Source organism: Actinocrinis puniceicyclus (assembly GCF_018283645.1).
Classification (GTDB): Bacteria; Actinomycetota; Actinomycetes; order Streptomycetales; family Catenulisporaceae; genus Actinocrinis; species Actinocrinis puniceicyclus.
Genome location: NZ_JAGSXH010000006.1, coordinates 19,205 through 43,193 on the forward strand (window position 1 = coordinate 19,205; position 23,989 = coordinate 43,193).

The window sequence follows — 23,989 nt, forward strand, 5'->3', positions numbered from 1 at the left end:
GTATACGGCTCTACGTCGTGCCGCCGTGCTCGTGTGCCATGTGGTCGTGCGACTCCTCGGGCGCGCCATCCATCATCGCCAGCATCTGCCGGCCCCCGGTCCGCAGGAACCGGGTCACCAGCACGGCCGCCAGCATGAGGAAGACGATGTTCAACCAGGTCGTGTAGTTCCAGCTCACGCCCATGGTGGGCAGGGTCGCGGCGTGCTGGTCCGGGATGAGCCCCAGGCCGCCGAACAGCAGCTCGATCACGTAACCCGCGGCGGCCATGGCCGCGTAGAACGTGCCGAGGAGGAACAGCGCCATCCGCGCGCCGTAGTACTTGCGGTAAATGTTGAGGATCGGCACGATCAGCAGATCGGCGAAGATGAAGGCGACCACCCCGCCGAAGCTGATCCCGCCCTTCCACAGAACCACCGCCAGCGGCACGTTGCCGATGGAGCACACGAAGCTGATCATCGCGACGAGCGGGCCGATCAGCGGCCCCCACAGCTTCGCCGCCAGCGGGTGTCCGGTCAGGAAGAAGTGCTGCCAGAACGAGTCGGGCACCCACGCCGCGATCGCCCCGGCGATCAGCAGCCCGCCGACCAGGTCGCGCAGGATCGCCGCCCACTCCATCACGAAGATGTGGGAGACGCAGGTCAGGCCGCGGGAGGAGAGCATGCGCCGCCGCAACGGCGCGTCGCCCGTGACGGACATGTCCATCGCCGCGTGGCCCTCCATCGAGCCGGCCAGCCCGCGATCGGCCTGGTGGCGCGCCTCGCGCAGCAGCCGGTCGGGCAGCAGGAACCGGAACAGCACGGCGAGCAGGGCGATCATGACCGGTCCGCCGGCGAACTCCGCGGCCGTGAACTGCCAGCCCATCAGCAGCGCGAGGATGATCCCCAGTTCCACCACCAGGTTGGTGGACGCCACCTCGAAGGCCATGGCGGCGGTGAAGTTCGCGCCCTTGCGAAACAGCGAGCGCGCCAGCGCGACGGCCGCGTACGAGCAGGAGGACGAGGCCGCGCCCAGGCCCGAGGCCAGCGCCAGGGTGCGCGGCCGGTCGTCGCCGAGCCAGCGCACGATCGTCGCCTTGCGCACCAGCGCCTGCACGATCGCGGACAGCAGGAAGCCGAGGATCAGGGCCCAGGCGATCTCCCAAGTCATCGCCCCGGTGATCCGCAGCGCGTGCCCGATCGCGTGCATCGCAACCTCCCGTGGAAGCCGGCTCTCGTTCGGCGGCCTCCATACCCCCAGGGGGTATTACCAAACCCTACGGCCCCGGGCTGCGGCGACCGGAGCGCGCCGCGCGCGCCCGCGCGAATCGGGATGGCGTCCGGTCAGGGTTTGCGCGCGGTGACCAACCAGGCGCGGCCTTCGAGCTCGACGCCCCTGGGCGTGCGGTGCGCACCCAGTTCTTCGCGCAGCGCGTCGATCGCGCGCTCCCGCGTCTGCTCGTCGACCCCGGCGAACGCGGTGCGGCTGCTCGGCGAGGTCAGGTGGTACGCGACGGCGTCCTCGACGTCCGTGCCGATCCACATCGGCTCAGCCACGGCGCTGATATCGACGCCATCGCATCCCGCGGACGTCAGCAGGCCGCGCACTTCGTCCGGGTCGGCCAGGGAGAAGGGGCCCGGCTCGCCGGGTGTGTCCCGGTTCGGCACGGTGATGTGAGCGGACAGCGCCCGGTGCGGAACCGAGACGAAGCCGTTGACGGCGACCGGCTGCCAACACAGGAAGGCCAGTCTCCCGCCCGGTCGCAGGGCGCGGGCGACGTTCCCGAAAGCGGCCCGCGGGTCGGCGAAGAACATCACGCCGAGACGGCTGACCATCACGTCGAAGGCGCCCGGCGCGAAGGGCCGCAGCTGCGCGTCCGCCTGCTCGAACGCGACGTTCGCGACCCCCTCGGCGGCGGCCCGGCGCCGCGCTTCGGCCAGCATCGGCTCGGACAGGTCCACCCCGAGCGCGTGACCGTCCGCGGCCGCCCGCGCGGCGTGCAGCGTCGTACACCCGCACCCGCACCCGACATCCAGGACGTGCTCGCCGGCCGCGATGTCCGCCGCGGCCAACAGAGGCGGCAGGAAGTTGCGCAACTGGGCCTCGTGACGGTCGCGGTACTCGACCCAGTGCTGCCCGGATGCCCCGTTCCATGCCTCCGACTGCGCCGCGCTCGCGTACACGGCAGTCGCTTCTTCCCCCGTGTCTCCCCTCGTGCCCGCGTCTTCCCTCGTGCCCGCGCCGGCGCCCGTGCGCGCGTCTTCGTCGTGCGGCATGCGCTGCCTCTCCCCGCGTGTCGTCCGTCCGCTCCAGCCAATCTAACAACCATGGACGGCTCCGGCCGGGCGCCTGCGGCGAAGGCGCCGCGCTTCACTCGGGATCCGCCCGCGGGGCCGGGCGATTCGCGCCGCGGCGCGCCGTCGCGGGCCGCTCGGGGGATTCGGCGATCTGCCGCAGGCGTTCCAGGTCCAGCACCCTGACGCCGCGCAGCCCCGTCGCCACCAACTGAGCGCTACGGAAACCGTAAAGCGCCTTGGCGCACGCCTCGCGTGAGGAACCGACCGCGGCCGCCAGATCCTTCTGGGAGAGCGGGATGACATAGACGCCCGACTCGTCGCGGTACGTCTCGTCGGCCAGCTTCACCAACATCTTGGCGATCCGCCGCCGCACGGTCAGGCTGCCGAACTCGACCCGCCACCGGTCGGACTCGCCGAGCTTGTCGATCACGGTGCGGATCAGGCCGAGCATCCGCGTCTGGTTCTCGCCGATCAATCGCAGGAAGCTGCCGCTGTCGAGGGTGTAGCCGCGCACCGGCTCCAGCGCGATGACGCTGGCCGACCTGCTGCGGCTGGTGACCGCGGCGAACTCGCCGACCAACTCGCCGGGTCCGCGCACGCCCAGCAGCGCCGTCGCCCCGTCCGCCCCGTCGGCCACGATCTTCACGTGGCCGCTGTCGATCAGCAGGATGCTGTCTCCGCTCTCACCCTGCCGGAACAGGTACGACGAGCTTTCGAAGGTGCGCAGCGTGCCCGCCGAGCGCAGTGAGTCGAACATCGCGAAGTCGGACGGGCGCGGTTGGGATTCGGTGGGCGGAGTCAAGGCTATCGTCGTCCTTCCTGGGACTTCTCGGTTCAGTGGTCTGGTTCGGGCGGCCGCGCGGGACGGGTGCCGCCTTCGTCTCGGCGCACGGGCGCCGGCGCGGCCGCGGGTTGCGGGGGTGGTTCAGCGGCGCAGGATCATCCCGAGCGCTATCGCGATCCCGATCGCGACGAGCGCGCCGCCGACGAGCAGGGCGGTCCGCGCGGCCGACGGCCGGGACGACGGCACGGGAGCGGTCGGCGCGACGGCACGCGCCGTCCTGGGCGCCGTTGCGGCGCCGACGCCGCCCAGCGCCGCGGCCTGGAGACTCACGAGCGCCCGGTAAGCCTGCTCGGGAATCCCGAGCGGCTTGTCTTCATCGACGACCCGGTACATCAGGTCCCGTCCGAAGAACGAGTCGGCGCTCCACGCGTCGCGGAAGAAACCGGTGAGGCGTTCCCGGACCTCGCGGCTGCGCGCATCGGGCCGCACCGCGACGTTGAACAGCGCCTCGGCCAGGTCGAGCCGCGGTTCGCACGAACGCCGCGGCTGGTCTTCGAGCACCGCGAGCGTGTCCAGGACACGCAGCGCCAGCCTGGTCCGGCGGCGGGCCGTGCGCTGCGGGCGGCTCGACCACAACCGCCTGAGGACGAGGTGTGCCGCCGGCTGCGGGTCCTCCCAGTCGATCAGGTCGACCAGGGTGAGGTCGTCGCAGCGCGCGAGTGACTGTTCGAGGCCCACCACCTCGGTGCCGCCGAGCCGCAGGGCGTCCAGCAATTCCGCCGAGCTCGGCATCGGCTGCGGGCGGCGCATCAGACTACGCACCCGCAGCGCCGTCGGGAGCAGCGGGAAAAGCCGGCGGGGAGAGGTCTGCTGGAGCCAGCTGAGTTCGCGCGCGGTTGCCCTTGGCTGTTGCTGTTGCTGTTGCTGTTGCTGCTGCTGCGACTGTGGCTGCTGCGGCAGCGGCGCCGGCACGCTCGGTTGCGTCGATCTCGGGACAGACGGCCTGGCCGCAGGGGTGGTCGGCGAAGGTCTGGTCGGCCCGGTGGACAAGGGCATCACCGGTACGCGCGTCACCGGCGCGGGCGCCACAGGCACACGTCTCGCCGGCGCGGGCGGCACTGAAGTTGGTGGCAACGGCGCTGGCGGCACTGGTGCGGGTGGCGCGACGCCGACCGCCGTCTGGGTGCCGTCCGGACGTTCGCGCGGCGTTCGCGATGGCCGCAGCCGGACCGGGGCGCGCTGCCCCTGCAGGATGCGCTCCAGCCGGTCGAAGTCCGGAAAGCCCGCGCCCTCGGCCGCCTTCGACAGCGCCTCGACGCCCTTGTCGTCGCGGCAGGCGTGCAAGGCGGCCACCTGTCTCGCCACCGGTACGATGCGCGGATCCAAATCCGGGCTGTGCAGATCCACCCGGATCAGGTCCGGCGCCTCGGTCGCGCCCTGCGGCCAGGTCGGAGTGAAAGCGAGCTGATACACGCCGCTGTCCCGGGTTTCGAAACTGGAGAAGTTCCAGGGTTCTGGAAGGAACCGGCCGAACAACTCGGCGAGCCCGTAAGCCAGGGCCGTGGGCTCGGCGGCCAGATCCCGCTCCAGCACCAGCAGCCGGGCCCGCGGGTGCTTGAGCACCGCCGCGAGGAGCGCGGTGAACTCGAATTGCGCGAGATCGTCGTGCAGCCCCCGGGTGAGCGCGTCGTGCTCGTTGCGCGCCTCGATGCGCACCGAGTCGGCGTCGATCGGCTGCAGAACCCGCCCGACCTGCTCGGACGAGACACGCTCGGACGGCCAGCGCCAGTGCCGCAGAGCCAGGCAGCGCATGGGGTCCAGCAGCGCGCCGCCGCCGACCACCGCGTGGCACACCGGGCTCGGCCGCCCGCTCGAGTCGCTGCCGGGCACGCGCCGGAAGGCCAGCGCGCGGCCGTCCGACAGCGACAGCCGGCCCACACTCCTGCGCGGCTGCGGTTCGTCAGGGCGCAGCGCGATCCTGACCTGCTCGTGGATCGCCCGCGCGTCCAGCGGATCGCAGGAGTAGGCCGCCGGGCCGTAGCCGCCGTTCTCGGCGGCGTTGCGTGAGTCCCAGCGGAAGACGATCTGGTCGAGCCGCTGGGTCCGGCCGCTCGCGTTCCCGTTCACGTCGCACTCTCCGGGGCGGGGCGCGGCGCGTCGAGCAAGCCGCACGTTTCGAGCACTGAGAGAAGCGGTTCCAGCACCCGGGCCGAGCGGATGGCGCGCATCGGCGAGCCCTCCCGGACCGGCCCGCCGGTGGCGGAGACGAAGTGCAGCGTGCAGTTGGCGCAATCGACCGCGGGGCGCAGCCAGGGCCGCTCGGCGTGCATGCTGAGGAAGGCGTAGGCGTCGCGGTTCTCGTTCATCCGGCTCGACGCGCTGGTCCGCTCGTCCCCGCCGTCCGGCCGCCCGCGCAGCCACCGGTCCACCGGCGACTCGAAACGCAACAGGTCGCACTTGCTGATCGCCACTGCGGTCGGCAGTTCGATCCGGCCGTCCCTGCGGGGCACCCGGTCGAGTACCGTGCCGAAGGTCGGATCGCTCGCCAGCGCCTCCCCGAGCCCCAGCCTGGCCCGCTCCGCCTGCGCCTGCGGCAGCCGCAGCGCGCGAACCGGATCGATCACGAACACCAGCGCGTCGATGCCCGCCAGGAACCGCAGCGTCGCGTCGGACCTGACCAGGTTCTCCCCGGACAGGTCGAAGAAGGCCACCGGGCGCGTCACGCCGTGCCGGGTGAACAGCAGCGCGTCCTCGAACTCCGCGAACTGCGTCTCCGGCGTGCTGGGCAGCAGCTCGCCGGCGCGCAGCGGATTGATCCGGCGGCGCATGAAATCGTTGTGCCACTCGGCGTTCGCCGACTGCACATCGATGCCGTAAGGCTTCAGCGCCCCGGCGTCGATCTCGCTGATCATCGCGGCCAGCAGATGGGTCTTGCCGGCGCCCGACGCGCCGACCAGCGCGACCGTCAGCGGGCGGCCGTGCGCCAGATACTGCGCGGGCAGGTAGTGCGGCCGAAGCCCGCTGGTGTTCGTGCACGCCTGGAACAGCGTCCGGACGGCATCCTGGTTTCGCACGCCATTGAGATCAGAGCTCAGATCGACCGGCTCGAACTGCATCCGGTAGTTGCGCGTGAAGAGGGCCGCCGGGTCGAAACGGAGGGTGTCGAGGCAGTACGGGCACAGGATGCCCGAGCCCGACTCAGACCCCGACGACGGCCCCGACCCCGACGGCCCGGTTTCCGCTGCCGGCCGCGGGATCTCGCGTGCCCTGCGCTGGAACCAGCCGCGCCGGGCCGGGCCCGGGACCGACGGCGCCGGATTGGCATCAGAGGTCTTACGTGCCATGAGGGCGTCGAAGGCGCGGCGTCCCGCCGCCAGCGGATCGGTCCGCTCCGGCGCGTCGAGCAGCGGATCGCGGCAGTTGAGCCTGCCCAGCAGTTTCGACAGCTGCGGGCGCTCCTGCGCGCGGGCCGAGAAGGCGCCGGCGAGCAGCGCGCTGAGCGCGGGGTCGGCGCTGAGCAGCCTGGGCGGCCCGGCAGGGTTGACCGGCCTTCCGGTCGCCGTGTGGTAGAGCACTTGCGCCGCGCTCCAGACGTCGTCGCGCGACTCGGTGGTCCCGACCCCCGCCAACTGTTCCGGCGAGGCCCACGGCGCGTCGCCCGCGGCGATCCGGGGCACCCCCGCCGCGACGGCCGCGCCGAGGCTGCACAGCCGCACCGAGATACCGTCCCAGAGCACGTTTTCAGGTGTCACCGCCCGGTGCACCAGCCCGGCTCCCTCCAGCAGCCGCAGCGCGCCGATCAGCCCCTGGGCCAGCAGCCTGCGTTGCTTGACCGTGAACCGGCCGACCGTCTCGGACAGCGGCCGGCCGGCCATCCGCTCGTAGAGGACGAAGGGCTCCTCGGCCTCGATGTCGTAGCCGACGAGCCGGGGCAGTGCCGCGGGATACCTCTCCTCGCCGTAGCGGCGCACCAGGGTGAGGGCGGCGCGCACCTCCTCCTCGATCGCGGCCCGCAGCGCCGGATCGGCATGCCGGGCCGGCAGCCTGCGCTGCTGCACCGTCCAGCCCTGGCCCAACACGATCGAGCGCACCACCTGCGGTGAGCCGGTCACCGCGGTGTCCGTCCCGAAGACGGCCTTGTGCAGCACCGGGAAACCGGCCGGCGCGAGGAACCCGAGCGGATCGGAGCCCGCGCCGCTCTGGCGGGTCACAGTCACCGGACCTCCGTTCCCGGGCGCGCTGCCGCAGCCCTCGCCACCCTGGCGGCGCCGAACTGCAACGGGGTCAGCCGCAGCGCCCCGGCGAAGCGGCTCGACGAGAGCCACGCCGTGCGGTCCTCCGGCCGCTCGGCGGCGTCTCGCGAGTCGGCCAGCAGGCCCATGCCGCCGCCGTTGCGCGAGCCCGCGGCACCCTGCTGCTCGGTGCGTTGGAGGGAACGATGCGCGAACCGGACCCACAGCGACGCGCCGGGCTCCCGGTTGAGCATGCGCAACTGGTCACGGGTACACAGCTGCCTGATATCAGGGGAGTCATCGCCGACGGCGATCGCCTGCCTGATGCGGGCCGGATCCACGCCGGCCAGTCGGATCGTGTCGGGCCGGGCGCTCGAACGCCTGGTGAACGGCGGCGGCTCGGCGATGCCGTCGCGCGCCTGGTGCCTGCGCAGCCGGGCCACCGCGTCGCGCACGTCCTCCTCGATCGGGAGGCGTTCCACCAACTCGGTGTCGAGCGCGACCCGCGGCAGATAGCCGAGCACGAGGTCCGCGGTCAGGTCGGCCAGATCGCCGAGCAGCAGCTCGCGCAGTTCGTTGCCTTCGTCGGCCGCCGACCGCCCGGCCTGACCGTCGTCGTCGTCCCACTCGGTGCCGTCGCCGTCCCCGCCCGACGCCGGATGACGGCCGGATCCGCTCCAGGTGCTCAGGACGCGTCGTTCCTCGTGCTTTTCCTGCCCGATCTGCTCCACGGCGCTCTCCAGGCCGTCCGCGAGGCACCGCAGCAGCGCACCGAGCGCCCGCGCCCGATTGGCCGCCTGGTATTTCGGGTCCGCCAGCAGCCAGTCGGTCAGCACGGCCCGCCGCAGCACGCCGCGCAGGCCATCCAGCGCGGCGTGCGCGTCGTCGATGCGCGCGGCCCGGCGCCAGGTGGCGACCGCCGCGGCCCATCCGCGCAAGGCGAGAAACAGCGTCAGCCCGAGCGCCGCGAGCAGGCCGGCGATCCCGATCCACTTCGGCGGCTCGGCCGAGAAGCCGACCGCGATCCCGGCCGCGGCTCCGGCCAGGCCGGCCGCCGCGTGACGAACCGTGTCCGTGGACCGCACCGGTTCGCCGTCGCCGCGCTCGGGCGAACGGCGCGCGGCCAGCGCCACGCCGGACGCGCCGAGCATCGCGGTGATGGGACCGGCGACCGGCCCGACGTGCGGCCACAGGCCGGCCAGCAGCCCGCACAGCGCGCCACCGGCCGCCCGCGCGCCGCCGGCCGCCCGGATCGGGAAGGTCCGCGGCCCGGCCATGCCTTCGAGCAGTTCGGTGGGACAGACCCGTTCCAGGTCGTCCACCCGGGCCGCGCTGCCGACCGGTGCGATACGGCCGTCCAGATCCGCCAGGTGCGCCGCGATGTCGCTCAACGGCACCCGGCGGTCGAGACAGGCCAGCACCTCGTCGCGAAGCGCCGCGTCGGTCCGGCGCCCGGTCAGCTGGGGCACCTCGGGGATATGTACGTCGAGCCCGTCCAGGTGCGCCCGCGCGGCGGGCTCCAAACCCATCGAGCCGTCCACCTCGACCAGGGCGTCCTCCAACGCCGCCCGATACCGTGTCAGCGCGGCCGCGGCCTCGGCGAGCGCCGCGACCGCAGGCGTGCCCCGGGTCCCGAAGAACAGCGTGGCGGGCCGGCGCAGCTGCGTGGCCGCGTACTCGACCTCGGCGAGCGCCGCCGCGCAGTCCTCGTCGAGCCCGCGCAGCCGGCTGTGCGGCTTGACGCAGTCATCGAAGGTGATCTTCTCGACCGCCCTGGTCCCGATCAGCAGCTCCAGCACTGCGCCGCCCTGTCCGGTCGCGACCGGTTCCCGGGAGTTGCGCTCGTCCGAGAACGAGCCGTCCGCGCCCGACAGTTGCAGGCCCGCCTGCCACAGCGCGCGGCGCACGTCCGAGTCCGGCACGTCGTGCACGATCAGGCGCAGCCCGAGCCCGGCGACCGGCATCGGCAGCCGGCCCAGCTGGCCGAGCACCGCGTCGAAGACCGCGGGCAGCGTCAGCACCTCGATCAGCGCGTCGGCGGCCAGCGGGTCGTCCTCGTCCCCGGTGTGGGTGAGCACGTCGCTGCGGCCGGGCCGCCAGCCGATCCCGCGGATGCTGCCGGCCCACACGACCCCGGCGGCGCCGGGCTCGGTCGGCAAGGGCGGATGGAGCAGCACCCACGGGTCGTGGTCGGTCCCGTGCCGGTCGCCCGGCGGTTCCCCGAACAGCAGAAACAGCATCCTGTTGAAGCCGGGCATGGCGCGGACGCGCTGGTAGGCCGCGATCTGCTCCGGCAGGCCGCCCGCGTCGCCGATGACCAGCGCCCGGCTGCTGTCGGCCACATCCAGTCCCTGGCTGCGCAGCTCGTCGGCGACCAAGCGGTCGAGCGGCACGCGGTCAAGCGCCGCCTGGGCGTCGCCGCGCAGGTCGATCCGGACGACAACGTGGCTGCTCGGCGCCCTCAGCGTCGGGGTCACGATTCGCCCTCCGCCCCGTAGCGCTCGCCGTCGGAGTCGTCACCGAAGTCGCGCCGCCGGCGCCGTTCGGTGCCCAGCTGCCGCGCGAACTCGTCGAAGCCCTCGTCGGGGAAGCCGGCCGACGGCCGCTCCCGGTCCCGGTCCCGGTCCCGGTCCGGCTCCCGGTCCCGGTCCCGGTCCGGCTCCCGGTCCCGGTCCGGCTCCCGGTCCCGGTCCCGGTCCGGCTCATGCTCCTCCCTGCTGCTGCTGCTGCTGCGTCGCGGCTGCGGGGCGCGGGCCGGCCGGCCGTTCACCGCAGCGTCGTCGTCGTAGCGGCCCCGGCCGGCGCGCGCGCCGGGTCGGTGCAACTCGCGGTATTCGGCGCCCTCCCCGGTGCCCTCCCAGCGCGCGGCCAGCTTGCGCAGCGTCGTCGCGGGCTGATTGGCCCGGGGCACCTTGCGGTCCATCGCCGCCTCGTAGGTCTGGAACCAGAAGTCGCGCAGCCGCCGCAGCCACTCCAGGTCCTCCTCCTCCTCGCCGTCGGCCTCCGCGGCGAAGTCGTTGAGCAGCGCCGCCTGCCGCGGGGCGATCTCGTCGGTGAACAAGCGGAAGAGCTCCGAGGGCCCGTTCCCGGAGGCGTCCATGCCCGCGGGGATGGTCTGCCGCAGCAGCCGCTCGCAGAACTCCCGCGCGCTGGAGCCCTCGTCGCGCAGCGCCCAGCCTTCGTAGGCGCGCAGCACGGCGGCCCAGCTGGAGATCCCGGAGCCGTACTGCTCCAGGTCGAGCACCATCGACCCGCCGTCCTTCTCCGGCAGGCTGATCCGGATGCGCTCAGGGTTCTCCTGCGGGCCTCGCAGCACCTTGATCTGGTCGTTCCACATCGCGCAGAGCAGCACGTGCATGATGTCGCGCCGCTCCCTCGGCGTGCCGGCCAGGGAGTCGTCCCGCCAGCCGAGCCGCTGGCGCCAGGCCAGGTGGTCCTCGAACCGGTCCTGGGCCGCGGCGTCCGCCCAGACCTGCAGCACGTGCCGCACTTCGGGCACGTCGGTCAGGCTCATCCCGCTGCGGAACATCACCACCGTGATCGACTCGGTGTCGGCCGTGCTGAAGGTGATCTCGGCCTCGGGCGGCAGCACCAGGTTGTCCCGCAGGAACTTCTCCACCTGGGCGTCCGCGTTGGTCTTCGGCACCACGATCAGGACCTTGAGGGGGCCGCTGCCCTGGGGCTCGAAGCCGAACGGCAGCAGGGCGCTGATGGTGTTGCGGTAGCGCACCATCTCCCGCTCGCCGAGGTAGCCCGGGTCGCCGGTCGCGGCGGCCTCCAGCACCGCGCCGAGCTTCGGCAGCAGCGGCTGCTCGTCGCGCTCGCCCGGCTCGGCGAACAGGGACAGGATGCACTGCTTGAGGTACCGGCGGATCAGGGCCACCGCCTGGACCGGGCCGCGTTCGATGGCGACGCGTTGCACGTTCTGCCACATCGGCGCGTCGACGAGCGCGGCGAGCAGGTCGCCGGCGTCGTCCATCTCGCGCAGCTCGCGCGAGCGCAGCAGCCGCTGCTTGACCTGCTCGAAGAAACTGGTCAGATCGCTCTGCGGCGGCAACAGGTAGGAGACCGCGGTGCGCCTGCGGTACAGGTCCTGAGTGCGCTTCTCGGAGAACTGCTGCTCCGCGGGGATGAAGTCGAGGAACGCCTGCCGCACGGCGGCCACGTACCGCTCGTAGCTCGTCAGGGTCCTGCTCCAGCGGGCGGCGTTCTCGTTCCACTGCCGGTGCCAGGCCGCGCGGGTGCGCCAGTCGTACCAGGCGTTCTGGTCCTCCAGCGAGCCGCGCACGTCCGCGTCGGTCCAGGGCAGCCGGCCGCCGAGCATCCTGTTCCTGATCGCCCGGGCCTGCGGCGGCTCCACGTCCACGCCGGGCGGGCGCTCGGGCTCGCGCCGCCGGACCCGCACCATGCCGGCGAAGCCCTCGCGGGCGACCGGTTCGGAGGCGTCCGGGCTGCCGGCGCACAGCCAGTACACCCGGAACGGGTCGATCCCCTTGGCCTGGCCGAGCAGGCTCTGCGTCCCGTCGGTGGGGTTGAACTCGCGGGCCAGCGAGGGCACCAGCTTCTCCAGCCGGCGCTCAAGCCGGTCCAGCGCGTTCTGCATGTCGGTGCGCCGCACTGCCAGCGCCTGCACGATGTTCGCCGCGCCGCGCACCGGCTCCGGCTCGTCGAACTCCTCGGGCGCCCGGTTCCACAGCGCCTCGACCCCGGACTCGGCGAACAGCTTGCGGATCAGCTCCCGATTGCCGTTCGCGTCCCGCCTGGCCCGCTCGTCGAGCTGGGCCACCGCCGTGGACAGCAGCCGGGCCGCCATGATCTCGGCCAGCTCGTCCGCGGGCACCGTCATCGAGGCGACCAGCCCGGTGGACACGCCGCGGCGCCCGATCCCGGTCGCGGACACGCTCGCCCGCTTCGTCGCGCCGTTGATGAAGTTGTCGGCGAACGACTGCGGCTGGTCGTCGGAGGTGTTCTTCTGGCTGCTGTTGCCGGGCTCGGTGCCGATCAGCGACATGACCATCGAGACCACCGAGCGGTGCAGGTCGTTGCGCCCGATGCCGGCGGTCTTGCTGAACAGGAACGCGGTCTGCGCCGTGGAAGGCCGCATGCTGATCTTCTCGATCCGGCCCTCGTTCGAGTAGAAGACCTCGGTGCGCGCGCCCGCCGCGTCGTCGAAGTCGTCCTCGCTGCGCGGGCTGTTCTGGCTGTCGACCAGGCGGAACAGGTCCACCAGCGCCCGGCCCGCGTTCAGTTCCGCGGGCCGGTTGTTCTGGTGGATGTCGGCGAACGCCGAGGGCATCATCACCAGCGGGTAGATGCGCACCCGCAGGTTGTAGCGGTCGAACTCGTTCGCGATCAGGTGCAGGTAGTCGTAGAAGATCCCGGCCCCGGTCCCGCCCGCGACGGAGAAGGCCACGAACACGTCGCAGCTCTGGGTGCGCTGGTTGCCGCCGAGGGTGCGCAGTTCGGCCCCGGAGTTGACGATCGCCGAGATCGCGTCGCGGATCGGCTTGACCGCGGAGGTCAGGTCGGTCCTGATCGCCTCGAACATGCAGGCCCGCCCGACCGTGGGCAGCTGCCCGGCGCCGTCGGAGAGCGGGGCGATGGAGGGCTCGGACTCGCTCGGCGGCAGCCACGCGCGTACCGCGCCGGGTAGCGCGTTACGCAGCCGCGCGGTGACCTCGATCGAGCTGTCGAACCTGGGCAGCAGCGCCTGCGTGGCCTGCGACGTGCGCGAGTACGCCGCCCGCAGCGACTCGTCGACCTGCCGGTACGGCAGCCGGTTGAGCTGCCCCTCGCTGAAGTCCGCGTACACGAACTGGAGGCAGGAAGGAAGCTGATACGGCTGGACGCGCCCGTCGGTCTGCTGGCTGAACAGCGTCCCGTCCGGCCCGCACAGCGTGTCGCGCAGGCGGCGCTCCAGCTCGGTGCCGACGAGACAGCCGGTCCCGCCGAGCCCGACGAACATCATGGGTTGGTAGATCTTCATGACGACTCACCCCTTTTCGATTACTTGTCGTCGCGGCTCAGAAGTCTTTGGACGGGAGGCTGGGAGTCGGCGTGGGCGTGGGTGTGTGCTTTCTGCGGCCCGGCACCGGCGGAGCCGGTGGGGGTGCCGGCTCGGTGACGGCGAGTTCGAGCCCGTCGCCGAGGGGCGTGCGCCGTCTGGTCTGCAGCTCGGTCGGCTTGCCGGTCGGCGGACGCAGCTGCAACACGGCGCCCCGCTTCGTCCGGCGCAACACCCAGCGCGGGGCGTGCGCCTGCCTGCGCAAGGTCGGATTCGCCCCGCCCGCACCCGCGACCACGAATCCGACCTCGCGCTCGGACGGCATCGGGCGCAGCTCGTTCAGCACCTCGTCGCCGCGATACAGAACGAGCCGGATGCCGCCCAGCTTCGCCTGCTCTCGGCGGCTGCGTGCCAGCAGCGCCGCCGCCGCGATCGCCGCCAGGACGATCACGGCCGCCGTCTCGACAGCCCAGCCCCACGTGCTCCACCAGGTCGGCGGCGGCACGATCGTCACGTCGATCGGCGGCGCGTCGACGGGCAGGCCGGTGGTCGTGTCGGTCACGTCGAGCTCGCCGGGCTGGAAGCCCTGCGGCGTGCCGGAACCGAAGGCGATCCTGAACGAATACGTCTGCTGTGACGCGGCCGGCACGGTGATCGTCGCCGGGGAGACGCTCGCCTGCGCGCCCGAGCTCAGGCCGCTGAGAGTGAGCCGCAGCACGTGCGCCTTGCCGTCCATGTTGTGCGCCTCGAAGGTCCCGGACGCGGTGCCTCCGGGCGTGACCTGGTGCTCGTCGATGGTCGCGGTGCCGGTCAGCAGCGCGGCGCCTTTCGCGACGGTGAGGAAGGTCGGCCGCTGGTCGCCGACGACGCCCTGGCCGGTCACGTTCCCGGTCAGCGTCAGCGAGCCGCTCGCGTTCGCCGGGATGGTCAGCCTGCCGGTGAACTCGCCGTCGTGCGCGCTCTTGTCCGGCGGGTTCCCGTCGTCGGCGAGCCGGATGGTCTGCGCGCTCAGGCCGGTGCCGGCCAGCGTCGCGGAGACGCCGATTCCGGCGAGTTGGTCCGCGCTGTACAGGACCACCCCGGCCCTGGTCTGGAGGTGCACCCGGACGACCACGGCCTGCCCGGCGTACGGCGCGGGCGGGCTGACGGTGATGAAGGAGTGCAGGATCCCCTGCCAGATCACCGCCGACATCACCTGTTCGCCGCCGTAGCCCGCGGGTGCGGTCACGTGGATGCGCCAGGTGCCGGGCAGCGGATCGGAGATGCGCAGGGCCTCCACGGCGCTGTTCTGGCCGCTGTCCTGGAACGTGGAGCCGAAGGCCGTCCCCTGCTGCGGTACCTCACGGTTCTGAGGGTCGTAGTAGCTGACGACGACGTGCGGATCCCGCTTGATCACGACGAGGGAGCCGGTGGAGGCGACCGGAGGGATGGTCACGTTCAGGTCGAGCGAACCGGGATTCGGCAGCTTTCCACCACCGCCGAACACCCCGTTGCCGCAGCGTGCACCGGCGAACGCCTGAAGCAGGGTATTGAAGACGTCCGAGGAGCCGCCGACCACGTGCATGACCGGCCTGGCGGTGGCGTTGCCGGAGCAGAGGCCCTGTCCGGTGTAGGCGCCCGCCGCGATCCTGGACAGCTGCGCGCCGTCCACGTCCGGGCCGAAGCCGAGCGGCCAGATCTCCACCTTCGCCTGCGCCGCGGACTGGAGCTTCTCGGCCAGCGCCGACTCGGCGTTGGCCTGCCGATGTTCGGGGTCCGAGCCGTACTGCGGGCTGTTGCGTACGTCCAGTTGCCCGTCGGTCAGCATGAAGATCAGCTTCGTCGCGCTGTCCTGCGCCGAGCCGAGCGTGTCGAGGGCCTGCTGGATCGCGTTCGGGAAGTCGGTATCAGGGCCCTGGCTCGTGGTGCGCTTGTGCAGCTGGCCGACGCAGCCGCTCAGCAGCTGGCGTCCGGAGCTGTCCAGCGGGGTGAGCGGGCAGACCATGTCCACCGGCGACTGCCCGGTCTGGTTGGAGCTGCCGAACCCGATGACCGCGGCTTTGGAGTCCTGCGCGATCTCGCTCTGGGTCAGCAGCGAGGCCGCCGCCCGTTCGTCGTTCATCTCGCTCGGGGTGATGCTGCCGGACTCGTCCACCAGCACGACGAAGTCGATCGGCTGCGGGGCCGTCGAGGCGTCGGCGGCCAGGGTGCCGAGCCCGGCGCTCGCGCCGGTCGCGGTGGCGGCGGCCGGAGTGGCGAAGGCGCTCAAGCTCAGCAGCAGCGACGCGGCCAGCGCCGCCGGCCCGCGCCCGCGCACGTGCCTGCGTCCGCGGTCGCGGCGTCGAGCGCTGCTTGTGTCTGTCGGGGCCATGCCGCGCGGAGCGGCGTCGCTGGACTGCATGACGCTTCCCTTCCTTGGAACGTGCGACCGGCGCGGCATCATCAGTCCTCGTCGTCGAAGTAGCCGCTGCTCTGCCAGGACGCCGAGGACGAGTCGGCCGCCGATGTCTGCGCCGTGCGGGAGCTGGTGTGGCGGACCTCGTCGGCCGGCTCGTCGGCCGGCTCGTCGGCCGGCTCGTCCTGGCGCCACGCCGCCTCGCGGCTCGGGCGCCGGTGTGGCCGTTCCGGCTCGTCCCGGAGGGGCACGCGCCCGCTCGTGCGCCCGTAGCCGGAGGGCTGCTGACCCTCGTACGCGGGCTCGTCGTGGGTCCGCTCGTCGTGGGTCCGCCCGTCTTCATCAGGCTCCTCATACCTTGAGCGCTGATACCTGGCCTGACTCGTTTCGCGACGCCCGGTCTGATACGTGGGCTGATACGTCGTGTCCTGCTCCTGGCGCCCGGGGTTCGAATCCGCGCGCTCGTCGTACGACGGCCTGTCATACGTCGGCTCGTCGTACACCGATTCCTCCTGTGCCGGTTCCTCGTGGCGCGGTTCCTTGTGCGCCGGGTTCTCGTAGCCCGGTTCCTCATAAGCCGGCTCGCGGTACGCCGGCTCGGAGTTCCGCCGGCGGCGCGGCTGCCGGTCCGCGTCGTTGTACTCGTCCCGCGCGGACGGCTCGGGGCTCTGCCGCCACCGGTCGCGCATCGCCGGCCGGGCCGCCTCACCGGGACGCTCGCCGCGTGTGCCTTCCAGCGCGCGCCGCTCGAAGCGGTCGTTGACCAGTTGCGGCGGGGCGACCGGCTCGATGTGCCGCGGCCCCGGGCCGATGAGCGCGGCCGTGGAGGTCTCCATCCACGACAGCGCGGCCTTGGCCTGGCCGGCGATCTGGTGCGGCTGGATCGCGCCCGAGGAGATCAGGATCTTGATCAGGTTCACCGTCTCCTGGCGGCTGGCCGCGCTCTGGTCCCACAGCGCCCCGATCACGTTCGAGATCTCGCCCGGGCTCTGGGCGATCTGCAGCGCGGCCTGGTTCAGCTGGCCGCCCTCGATGAGCCTGCTGTAAATGCCCACCTTGCGCACCAGGTCGTCCGAGGTGACCGCGTCCGCCTGCACGGCGCCGACCTTCTCCAGGACCATTTCCTCGATGGCCACCGCCTTGGCGTTCGCCTTGAGGCGCACGTAGATCCGCGTCTCCAGCCCGAGGTCCTCCCCGAGCCGGGATGCCGCGGCGGACTGGCACCACTCGCGGACCGCGTGCTGGGCCTCGACCGGCGTGTCGATCGCGTACCGCGACGAGATCGGATCGAGCCACTGCAACAGCCTGGGCCGCAGCGCGACCACCACGTTGTCCGTGCTCGTGTTCACCACCAGCAGCGGGTCCACCGCCCGCCATTCGATGTCGATGTCGGCGGAGAAATGCAGTACGCCGGCGGCCGGCAGGTCCGCGGCGAACGTGGAGATGTGGCGGCCCAGATCCACGTCCTGGATCGCCACGGGCCGCCGCAGCGGCTTGCCGCCGCCGGTCAGCCGGCCGTCCGGCCACCTGACCCGCACGACTCCCTTGCCATACATCAGCACCGAGGCGATCCCGGGGCGCACCGGCCGGGGAGCGGCCGGATCCTGGGGCACGAGCAGCGGCCCGACGGTCGGGTCGAGCGCGGACTGGCCGGAGTCCCGGCCGGGCGCTTGAGGATCCATCAGATCTTCTCCCTCTCCTGTCGCAGCGTGTCGTCGAGCCGATCGGTCACCGGGGCCGCGAGCGGGTCGTCGGGGTCTTGGTAGAGCTCGTCCACGAGATGGGCGAGGCGGTCGAGGTCGTCCTGGTCGTTGATCAGCTGGGGCAGGAAGCCGACCAGGGCGTCGGCCAGCGCCTCGTCGCGGCCCGCCCGCCGCATCCAGCCGCCTACCGCCTTTGTCGCTGCCGCGGTGGACCGTCCGGTGCGCAGCGCCGCCCACACGGCGTCGGCGAGCGGCTCGGTCAGCGCGGGATCGGCGGCCACCAGGCCGAGCGCGAGCGGCCACTTCTCGTGCGGCGCGAGTCCGGGCGCCACCTCCTCGTCCCAGACGTCGCCGGTGCGGCTCACCGCCATCCGCAGCACCGAGACCAGCGCCAGGTCCACCACCTCGCGGCGGCTCTCCCCGAGCCAGCCCACCAGCAGGCCGAGCACCGTGGCGGGCTCGGCCGCGCCGAGCAGCTGGACCACGTTGTAGCTGGCGACGGCGGTGTATCGGCCCTTGTGCGCGGTGCCGATCCGGCGCAGTTCACGCATCGAGTCGGACACGGAGCCGGCCACCCGGCCGTATCCGTGCACGAATGCGGCGGTGGCGCGCGCGGCGGGCGGGCCGTTTCGCCCCCACTCGCGCACCAGCGAACGGACGGCGGGCCGCGCCGTTTCGTCCTTCGCGGCCTGATCCAGCGCGGTGGCCGCGAACAGCTGGCTGCGGGCCGACTGCGCGGAGCCCATCGGCGCGATCAGTTCGTGGCACGCGTAGGGCAGGTCGCGGGAGGCCAGCAGCCCGGCGGCGACGGCGGCGCGCATCCAGATCACGGTGCGCCGCTCCTGGCCGAGCAGCCGCAGCCACCGCAGAATCGGTCCGCGCAGGTTGTGGTGGCGCTCCCATACGTGCACCAGGACGGCGCCGGAGAGCCGCTCGCCCTGGAACGCGGCGGTGCGCACGGGCACCGCGCACTGGGCCAGTTGCTCGGTGCCCGTGCCCATCCGGGCCCGCGCGCCGGCGAGCCGCGTCGCGAGGTCGTCGTCGGCGAGCGGGCGTCCCGGCGCGGCCTCCGGGTCGGCGGTCAGGGCCAGCTCCCAGGCGAGCAGTTCGGCGGCTTCGGCGACCACGTCGTAGGAGGCGCTGTTGTATACCGCGAGCGCGATGCGGAATGCCGCTGCGCGCAGCGCGGCCAGGTTGCGGCGCGCGTCGGGGCGGCCCTCCAGGTCGGCGAACCAGGAGCGCACGAGGTCGGGGACGAACGTGCGGCACCCCGCCAACAGTTGATCGCCGGTGATCTGCGCGCGGTGCCGCGACGCGAGCAGCTCGGCCAGCTGCGCCGCCTCGCCGGGGCGCAGTTCCTCCAGCCCGAGCGCGTCCAGCGCCCGCGGGTCGCGCGCCTCGGCTCGTATCAGGTTCCTGGCCTGCTCGCTCTCGGCGGCGAGCAGGTGGCGCAGGTGGCGGTCGATGACGTCCGCGGTGGGCGCATCCGGATTGGCGAAGCCGTAGCGACTGCGCGCGAGCGCCTCGGTGGCGCCGACCGCCTCGACGACGAGCACGAAATGGGCCCCGCACTCGGCGGCCAGGGCGGCCAGCCGGTCCAGGTGCATCACGGTCGTCTCCGGCGCGGTGCCGTTCGTCGCCGGTTCGAGCAGGTAGCCGACGTTCTGCGCGACCGACTTCGCGGTCAGTTGCGCGAGGTCCGCGGTGGGCTCCAGCCGGTGCACCTTACCGCCGGTGAGCTCGCTGAGCAGGAAAAGCGCCGTCGACTGCCGCCCGGTGCCCTGCTGGCCGTGCAGTACCAGGATCCTGCGTCTGCGCAGTTCGCTCAGGAGAACGTCGTGTCGCGGCGTCCTGGCGAAGACCTCGCACAGTTCCCGCAGCTCATCCGCGGGCACCGGACCTTGGGCCGTGGCTGGCCGCCGCGCCGCGCCGCCGCCGAAGTAAGCCTCTTCGATGACGGCGTGGCCGATTTCCGTGTACGACTCGCTGCGGACGCTGCGGAAGTTCCCGGCGGCCGCCCTGCGTTCCCGCCGCGCCGAGCGCACGTCGGCGTCTTCCTCGGCGAAGAGCGATTCCTGCGCGCTGCGGAACTGCTCGACCCGTTCGGCCTCTTCGCGCTCCGCGGTGGACTGCTGGTCCGGCGGCGCGGACTCGGCCGAATTCGAATTCGAGGGCTGATCCGCCTTGGCGGCGGCCGGCTCGGCGGCGTCATGCGGCGCTGCGGGATGCCGCTCCTCGTCCGCGGGCTCGATCGGCTCGTCACTCATCGTCCGCGGCCCTGATCGAGGAGTTCTTCACGACGCCGAGTACTGCCACGCGGTCGATCCGGCCGATCTTGTTGTAGACCTCTGTGTTGATGGTGCGCCGCTCGTCCGCCACGGTTCCCGCGGCGGCCTGCGCGCAGGCGGGTTCTGCGGGCGCGTCGGTCTCGACCGGTCGAGCGCCGTCGGGCTCGCGCTCGGTCCCGGCCTCGGTCCCCGGCTTCGCCTCTTTCGCGCTCTCTTTCGCGTTGTCTTTCGCGCTCTCTTTCGCGTTGCCGGCATCTCCCGTCGGCACGCCGATGCGTGGCACGTAGACCCATGCGTCTGCATCGACCGATCGCCCGGTCACCCGCACTCGCCGGTAGCCGCGCGACTCGATGTACGGGCCGCCGCCCGCGACGACGTCGGTGAAGAGCCAGTCGCTCACGATCACGACGAGGGTCGCGTCCGGCGCCTCGGCCAGCGTCTCGCGCGCGACGTCCGAGTCGGTCAGGCGGAAGGTGAGGTCGATCGCCTTGCCGGAGACGCCCGCACCGTCGCGGCGCACCTCGCCGCAGTGCAGTCCGAGCCGCAGCCGGACCGGTCGGCGCCGGTCCTGGTTCAGCTCGCGCAACTGTTCGTTGATTTCGAGGATCCAGCGACCGAGCAGCCGCGCCTTCGGGACGCTCGGCTCGACGAGCACCAGCACGCCGTCGCCGCGATCCTCCTTGTGGTAAAGCAGCGGCCCGACGCCGACTTTCGTCAGGGAACTGATAAATAGGGAATGCAGGCCCTCCCGGACGGCTGGCCTGGCGGTGTCACGGATCGAGCCTGAGCGTTCGATGTCGGCGCAGACCACCAGTTGGTGCAGTGCGTCGCTCATTGCGATTCCCCCCTGCCGCGGATGTTGCACACCAGAATCGGGCGGGAGGGAGCGGAGCGCTGTAATTATTTACACAGGGATCTCAGACCTGGAAAGATCTTCCACGAGCTTGTGGCGGGCAATTTCCGAAAGAGAGTTCGATGCCGTAGTTACGACTCTATAACGGTGCCCTGACAATCGGGTGGTGTGTGAAAAAATACTGTTCCGGCGCCGCGACCAGCCCACGAAGTCGGCACTGGGCTCCAGGGTCGTGTGCGGCGATCGTCAGGGGTGGGATAATGGGAATCATAGGAAATGGTCAGACATTCCTCGACGCGCTCGGGACCGTCGAGCGCGCGGCGCTGTTGGCTCTGGGATCTTCGAAATCATACGCGGCGTCGGAGACGGTACTGCTTGAGGGGGAGACGGGGGATTTCGTCGTGGCCATCGTCGACGGCTGGGCGAGCGTTTCCTCGTCCAACCGGTACGGCCAGCGGGTGATCCTCGCGCTGCGCGGCAGCGGCGACCTGGTCGGTGATCTGTCGGTGCTGGACCCGAATCCGCGCAGCGCCACCGTGACCGCGCTCGGCCCGATGGAAGCCGTGGTGGTCTCGGGCGACGCGTTCCGCGGGTTCATCGCGGCAAGGCCGCGCGTGACGGCGCTGGTCATCAAGCATCTCGGCTCGCGACTGCGCGCGTCGGACGGGGAGCGCATGTCGCTGGCCACCGAGACGGTGTTGCAGCGGCTGGCGGCCTATCTCGGCGAGCTGGTGGAACACGTGGGCGTCCCCGGGCGCGGGGGAGTGGCTCTCGAGTTGCAGTTGCGGCAGCACGATCTGGCCGCGGCGGTCGGAGCCACCCGCGAGGCCGTGGCGAAGGCGCTGCGCATCCTGCGCGCTCACGGCGTGATCGCGACCGGGCCGCTTTCCCTCGTCGTGCTCAATCCCGGAATGCTGCGCGAAATCTCCTCGGGCCGGTTCCGCCCGTCCGCGGGCGGACCCTGACGTTGGGCGGGCGCCGGGGAGCGGTCCACCGCGCGCGAATTAGCCCTTTGAGTTCTGCCGCCACTCGTCCGCCGTCCTGCGCACTACGGCGTGTCCGACGAGTACCACCCCGATTCAGCGAGATCAACGGTGCCGCCGCGGCCACCGCGGCCGGGTTCTTCGATCCGGCCGCAGGCCAGCACCAGCGCGCTGCCGCGGTGCACGGCGACGAAGCCGAACGGCCGGTCGAAGGTGACGGCCAGGCGCCGCACCCGATATGGGCACCCGGGTCCGCGACCGCCCGCGTGCACGCCGAACTCGGTCACGGCCGCCGCGTCGAAGCCCTCGGCGCCGAAGGCTGCGGTGACGTTCTGCGCGGCGCTGAACCTGAGCCTGCTTCCGCTCGCGCTTGTTCCGACGACCGGCGTACCGCTTGCGTCGGCGCTGCACCTGGTGTCGCTGCGCCGCCTGGCCGCGCGGGCGCGCACCTTGGCGGTGGCGGTGCCTGCCTGACAGCGCGGGCGCCGCAATAACGGTGACGGCGCGACGCGGGACTATCGGGACTGGGGACTGGGGACTGGGGACGGACGACCTCAGCGGGTGTCGTCCAGTACCTCGCGCAGCCTTTGTGCGAAGAGCTCGGGCTTCCCGGCATAGGCGGATTCGCCACCGATGAAGCCGCCGTGGTGGCTCGGGAACACCGTCGCCCGCCGGCCGAGCAACTCGGCCACCGCCACCGAGGTGCGCCCGGTGACCACGTCCGCGGACTCCTCGCCGACTGCGATCACGATTCGTGTAGGCGCCGAGGTCAGCGCGTCGACATCGGGCCGGTAGTCGCTGACGGCCCAGGACCGGTCGGACAGCAGCGGGTCGTCCCGCGAGCCGTCGTTCACGCTCGGCAGCCCGAACGCGGCGGGGTCCGGCGCGGGCCGGGCGAAGTAGTCGTCGGTGAATTCGCCCCGCCACGAAGTCATCGCGATGAAGGCCGCCATGCCCGCGCCCGAGCCCCTGTCCTGGTAAGCGTCCCGCACGCGGGCCCGGGCGCGCATGGCCGCCGAGGCGTCCGGCAGGATCGCGATGAGTGGCGGCTCGTGTGCCACCAGGGTGAGCACGTCCTGCGGATGCGCGGCCACCAGCGCGAGCGCCGTCACCGCGCCGCCGCTGCTGGCGAACATCTCTACCGGGCCTGCGCCGAGTGCCTCGATCAGGGCGTGCACGTCGGCCGCCTGGGTCGTCGGCAAATGGTCGACGCGTCCGTCCTTGCGGACGCTGCGGCCGAGGCCGCGCGGGTCGTAGGTGACCACGGTGCGCTCGGGGAAGTGCGACGCCAGCGCGCTGAAGCCGCCGGCATCCATCGGTTGGCCGATCATGACCAGCGGCGGGCGCGCGTCGGCGGTCGGCAGCGGGCCGTGCACGTCGTAGACGAGGTCGACTTCGGGAGTCTCGAGCATCTGCGTGGCCATGACCGTGCGGCTCCTCGTGCGTCGGGATCTCTTCGGAGCGTACGCCCGCGGCGACCCGCGGCGACCCGCGGCGACCCGCGACGGGCGCCGAACAGCGGCCGTTAACCCGTGGAGTCCCCGGCACACGCCTCGTAGCCTGTGATCTCGTGACTGGTGATCCGAAGATGCGCCCGAATCGACGCGACCTCGGTCGGGTGTTCAACGACGTTCCGGAGCTCTACGACCGCGTCCGCCCGGGTTACCCCGACGAGCTGTTCGCCGACTTTGTCGCCATCACCGGGACCGACGAGAGTTCGTCGCTGCTGGAAGTGGGCTGCGGCACCGGTCAGGCGACGCGGTCGCTGGCGGCGCTCGGATGCGCGGTGACCGCCGTCGAACAGGGCGAGGAAATGGCCGCGCTCGCTCGCCGCCGGATGGCGGCCTTCCGCAACGTCGAAGTCGAGACGTCGGCGTTCGAGGAGTGGGACGAGCGCGGCGCGCGCTTCGATGTCCTCGTGGCCGCGTCGTCGTGGCACTGGGTCGACCCGTCGATCGGCTGGCGGCGGGCGCACGACGTGCTGCGTCCCGGGGGCTGGTTGGCGCTGCTCGGCAACGTCGTCGTCCGCCGGCCGGGGGAGCCGGAGGTATACGCCGAGACCGCCGACCTCCACGAGCGGTTCTGCCCGGGCAACCCCGGCTGGGGTCACCCGCCGCTTGAGGACGACGTGCGCGCGACCGACTCGGGTTGGGGTCTTGCCGACGCTCCCGCGGGCTTGTTCGGCCCGACGATCGTGTTCTGGTACCCGACCGTTCAGCGGTTCGATGGGGACGGCTTCGCCGATCTCCTGCGGTCGACGTCGTTGTACCGCGGACTCGACCGCGACGTTCGTGAACCCCTGCTCGACGCCATCGCGGAGCGCATCCGCACGCGGATGGGCGACCGGGCGGCGCGCCGTTATCTCAGCGTGCTGCGCGTCGGACGACGCGCCGACTGAGCGCGCCGCCGAACCCGGCGAAGCGACCGCCTCAGGTTCTCAGTGAACGCGAAGCCACACCAGCTTAGGGTTCTGACTTCGATTCTGTGGGCGCAT

At 72.2% G+C, this 23,989-nt stretch carries 16 protein-coding genes; 3 read left to right on the forward strand and 13 right to left on the reverse strand.

Features of this window, described 5'->3' with window-relative positions:
* Nucleotides 1-10: 10 nt before the first annotated feature.
* The 11 genes from KGA66_RS03005 to KGA66_RS03055 form a co-directional block, all read right to left on the reverse strand.
* The gene (locus tag KGA66_RS03005; protein ID WP_211464227.1) at nucleotides 11-1,186 is read right to left on the reverse strand and encodes a permease; all 1,176 of its coding nucleotides are present in this window, start codon (nucleotides 1,184-1,186) and stop codon (nucleotides 11-13) included.
* A gap of 134 nt (nucleotides 1,187-1,320) precedes the next feature.
* The gene (locus KGA66_RS03010) at nucleotides 1,321-2,253 is read right to left on the reverse strand and encodes a class I SAM-dependent methyltransferase (RefSeq protein ID WP_211464229.1); all 933 of its coding nucleotides are present in this window, start codon (nucleotides 2,251-2,253) and stop codon (nucleotides 1,321-1,323) included.
* Nucleotides 2,254-2,347: 94 nt separating this feature from the next.
* On the reverse strand, nucleotides 2,348-3,076 hold the full coding sequence (locus tag KGA66_RS03015) for a Crp/Fnr family transcriptional regulator (RefSeq protein WP_211464231.1): 729 nt from the start codon (nucleotides 3,074-3,076) through the stop codon (nucleotides 2,348-2,350).
* Between the two features lie 123 nt (nucleotides 3,077-3,199).
* Nucleotides 3,200-5,185, reverse strand: a complete 1,986-nt coding sequence (locus KGA66_RS03020; RefSeq protein ID WP_211464232.1) for a hypothetical protein — start codon at nucleotides 5,183-5,185, stop codon at nucleotides 3,200-3,202.
* The gene (locus KGA66_RS03025; protein WP_211464233.1) at nucleotides 5,182-7,275 is read right to left on the reverse strand and encodes a protein kinase domain-containing protein; all 2,094 of its coding nucleotides are present in this window, start codon (nucleotides 7,273-7,275) and stop codon (nucleotides 5,182-5,184) included. Before KGA66_RS03025 ends, KGA66_RS03020 begins: the two co-directional genes overlap by 4 nt.
* Nucleotides 7,272-9,767, reverse strand: a complete 2,496-nt coding sequence (locus KGA66_RS03030; protein ID WP_211464234.1) for a hypothetical protein — start codon at nucleotides 9,765-9,767, stop codon at nucleotides 7,272-7,274. The genes KGA66_RS03025 and KGA66_RS03030 overlap by 4 nt, the downstream gene beginning before the upstream one ends.
* Complete coding sequence (locus KGA66_RS03035) at nucleotides 9,764-13,276, reverse strand: tubulin-like doman-containing protein (protein WP_211464235.1); 3,513 nt, start codon at nucleotides 13,274-13,276, stop codon at nucleotides 9,764-9,766. Before KGA66_RS03035 ends, KGA66_RS03030 begins: the two co-directional genes overlap by 4 nt.
* Before the next feature lie 37 nt (nucleotides 13,277-13,313).
* Nucleotides 13,314-15,674 (reverse strand): vWA domain-containing protein, encoded by a 2,361-nt coding sequence (locus KGA66_RS03040; RefSeq protein WP_211464236.1) that lies wholly within the window; start codon nucleotides 15,672-15,674, stop codon nucleotides 13,314-13,316.
* Between the two features lie 41 nt (nucleotides 15,675-15,715).
* Nucleotides 15,716-17,350, reverse strand: a complete 1,635-nt coding sequence (locus KGA66_RS03045) for a chromosomal replication initiator protein DnaA (RefSeq protein WP_211464237.1) — start codon at nucleotides 17,348-17,350, stop codon at nucleotides 15,716-15,718.
* A complete protein-coding gene (locus KGA66_RS03050) occupies nucleotides 17,350-19,638 on the reverse strand; it encodes a hypothetical protein (protein ID WP_211464238.1) in 2,289 nt (762 codons plus the stop codon). Before KGA66_RS03050 ends, KGA66_RS03045 begins: the two co-directional genes overlap by 1 nt.
* The gene (locus KGA66_RS03055; RefSeq protein ID WP_211464239.1) at nucleotides 19,631-20,494 is read right to left on the reverse strand and encodes a nucleotidyl cyclase domain-containing protein; all 864 of its coding nucleotides are present in this window, start codon (nucleotides 20,492-20,494) and stop codon (nucleotides 19,631-19,633) included. The genes KGA66_RS03050 and KGA66_RS03055 overlap by 8 nt, the downstream gene beginning before the upstream one ends.
* Nucleotides 20,495-20,772: 278 nt before the next feature.
* Here KGA66_RS03055 and KGA66_RS03060 point away from each other — a divergent pair, with 278 nt between their 5' ends.
* Complete coding sequence (locus KGA66_RS03060; RefSeq protein WP_211464240.1) at nucleotides 20,773-21,477, forward strand: Crp/Fnr family transcriptional regulator; 705 nt, start codon at nucleotides 20,773-20,775, stop codon at nucleotides 21,475-21,477.
* A gap of 83 nt (nucleotides 21,478-21,560) precedes the next feature.
* On the opposite strand, the gene KGA66_RS03065 is transcribed toward KGA66_RS03060, so the two are convergent.
* On the reverse strand, nucleotides 21,561-21,782 hold the full coding sequence (locus tag KGA66_RS03065) for a hypothetical protein (protein WP_211464242.1): 222 nt from the start codon (nucleotides 21,780-21,782) through the stop codon (nucleotides 21,561-21,563).
* A gap of 37 nt (nucleotides 21,783-21,819) precedes the next feature.
* Between KGA66_RS03065 and KGA66_RS03070 the strand changes: the two genes are divergently transcribed.
* Complete coding sequence (locus tag KGA66_RS03070) at nucleotides 21,820-21,969, forward strand: hypothetical protein (protein ID WP_211464244.1); 150 nt, start codon at nucleotides 21,820-21,822, stop codon at nucleotides 21,967-21,969.
* Between the two features lie 80 nt (nucleotides 21,970-22,049).
* Here KGA66_RS03070 and KGA66_RS03075 read toward each other — a convergent pair whose 3' ends face one another.
* Nucleotides 22,050-22,919, reverse strand: coding sequence for an alpha/beta fold hydrolase (locus KGA66_RS03075; RefSeq protein ID WP_211464246.1), 870 nt, complete (start codon nucleotides 22,917-22,919; stop codon nucleotides 22,050-22,052).
* A gap of 164 nt (nucleotides 22,920-23,083) precedes the next feature.
* Between KGA66_RS03075 and KGA66_RS03080 the strand changes: the two genes are divergently transcribed.
* A complete protein-coding gene (locus KGA66_RS03080) occupies nucleotides 23,084-23,893 on the forward strand; it encodes a class I SAM-dependent methyltransferase (RefSeq protein WP_246506948.1) in 810 nt (269 codons plus the stop codon).
* Nucleotides 23,894-23,989: the final 96 nt, after the last annotated feature.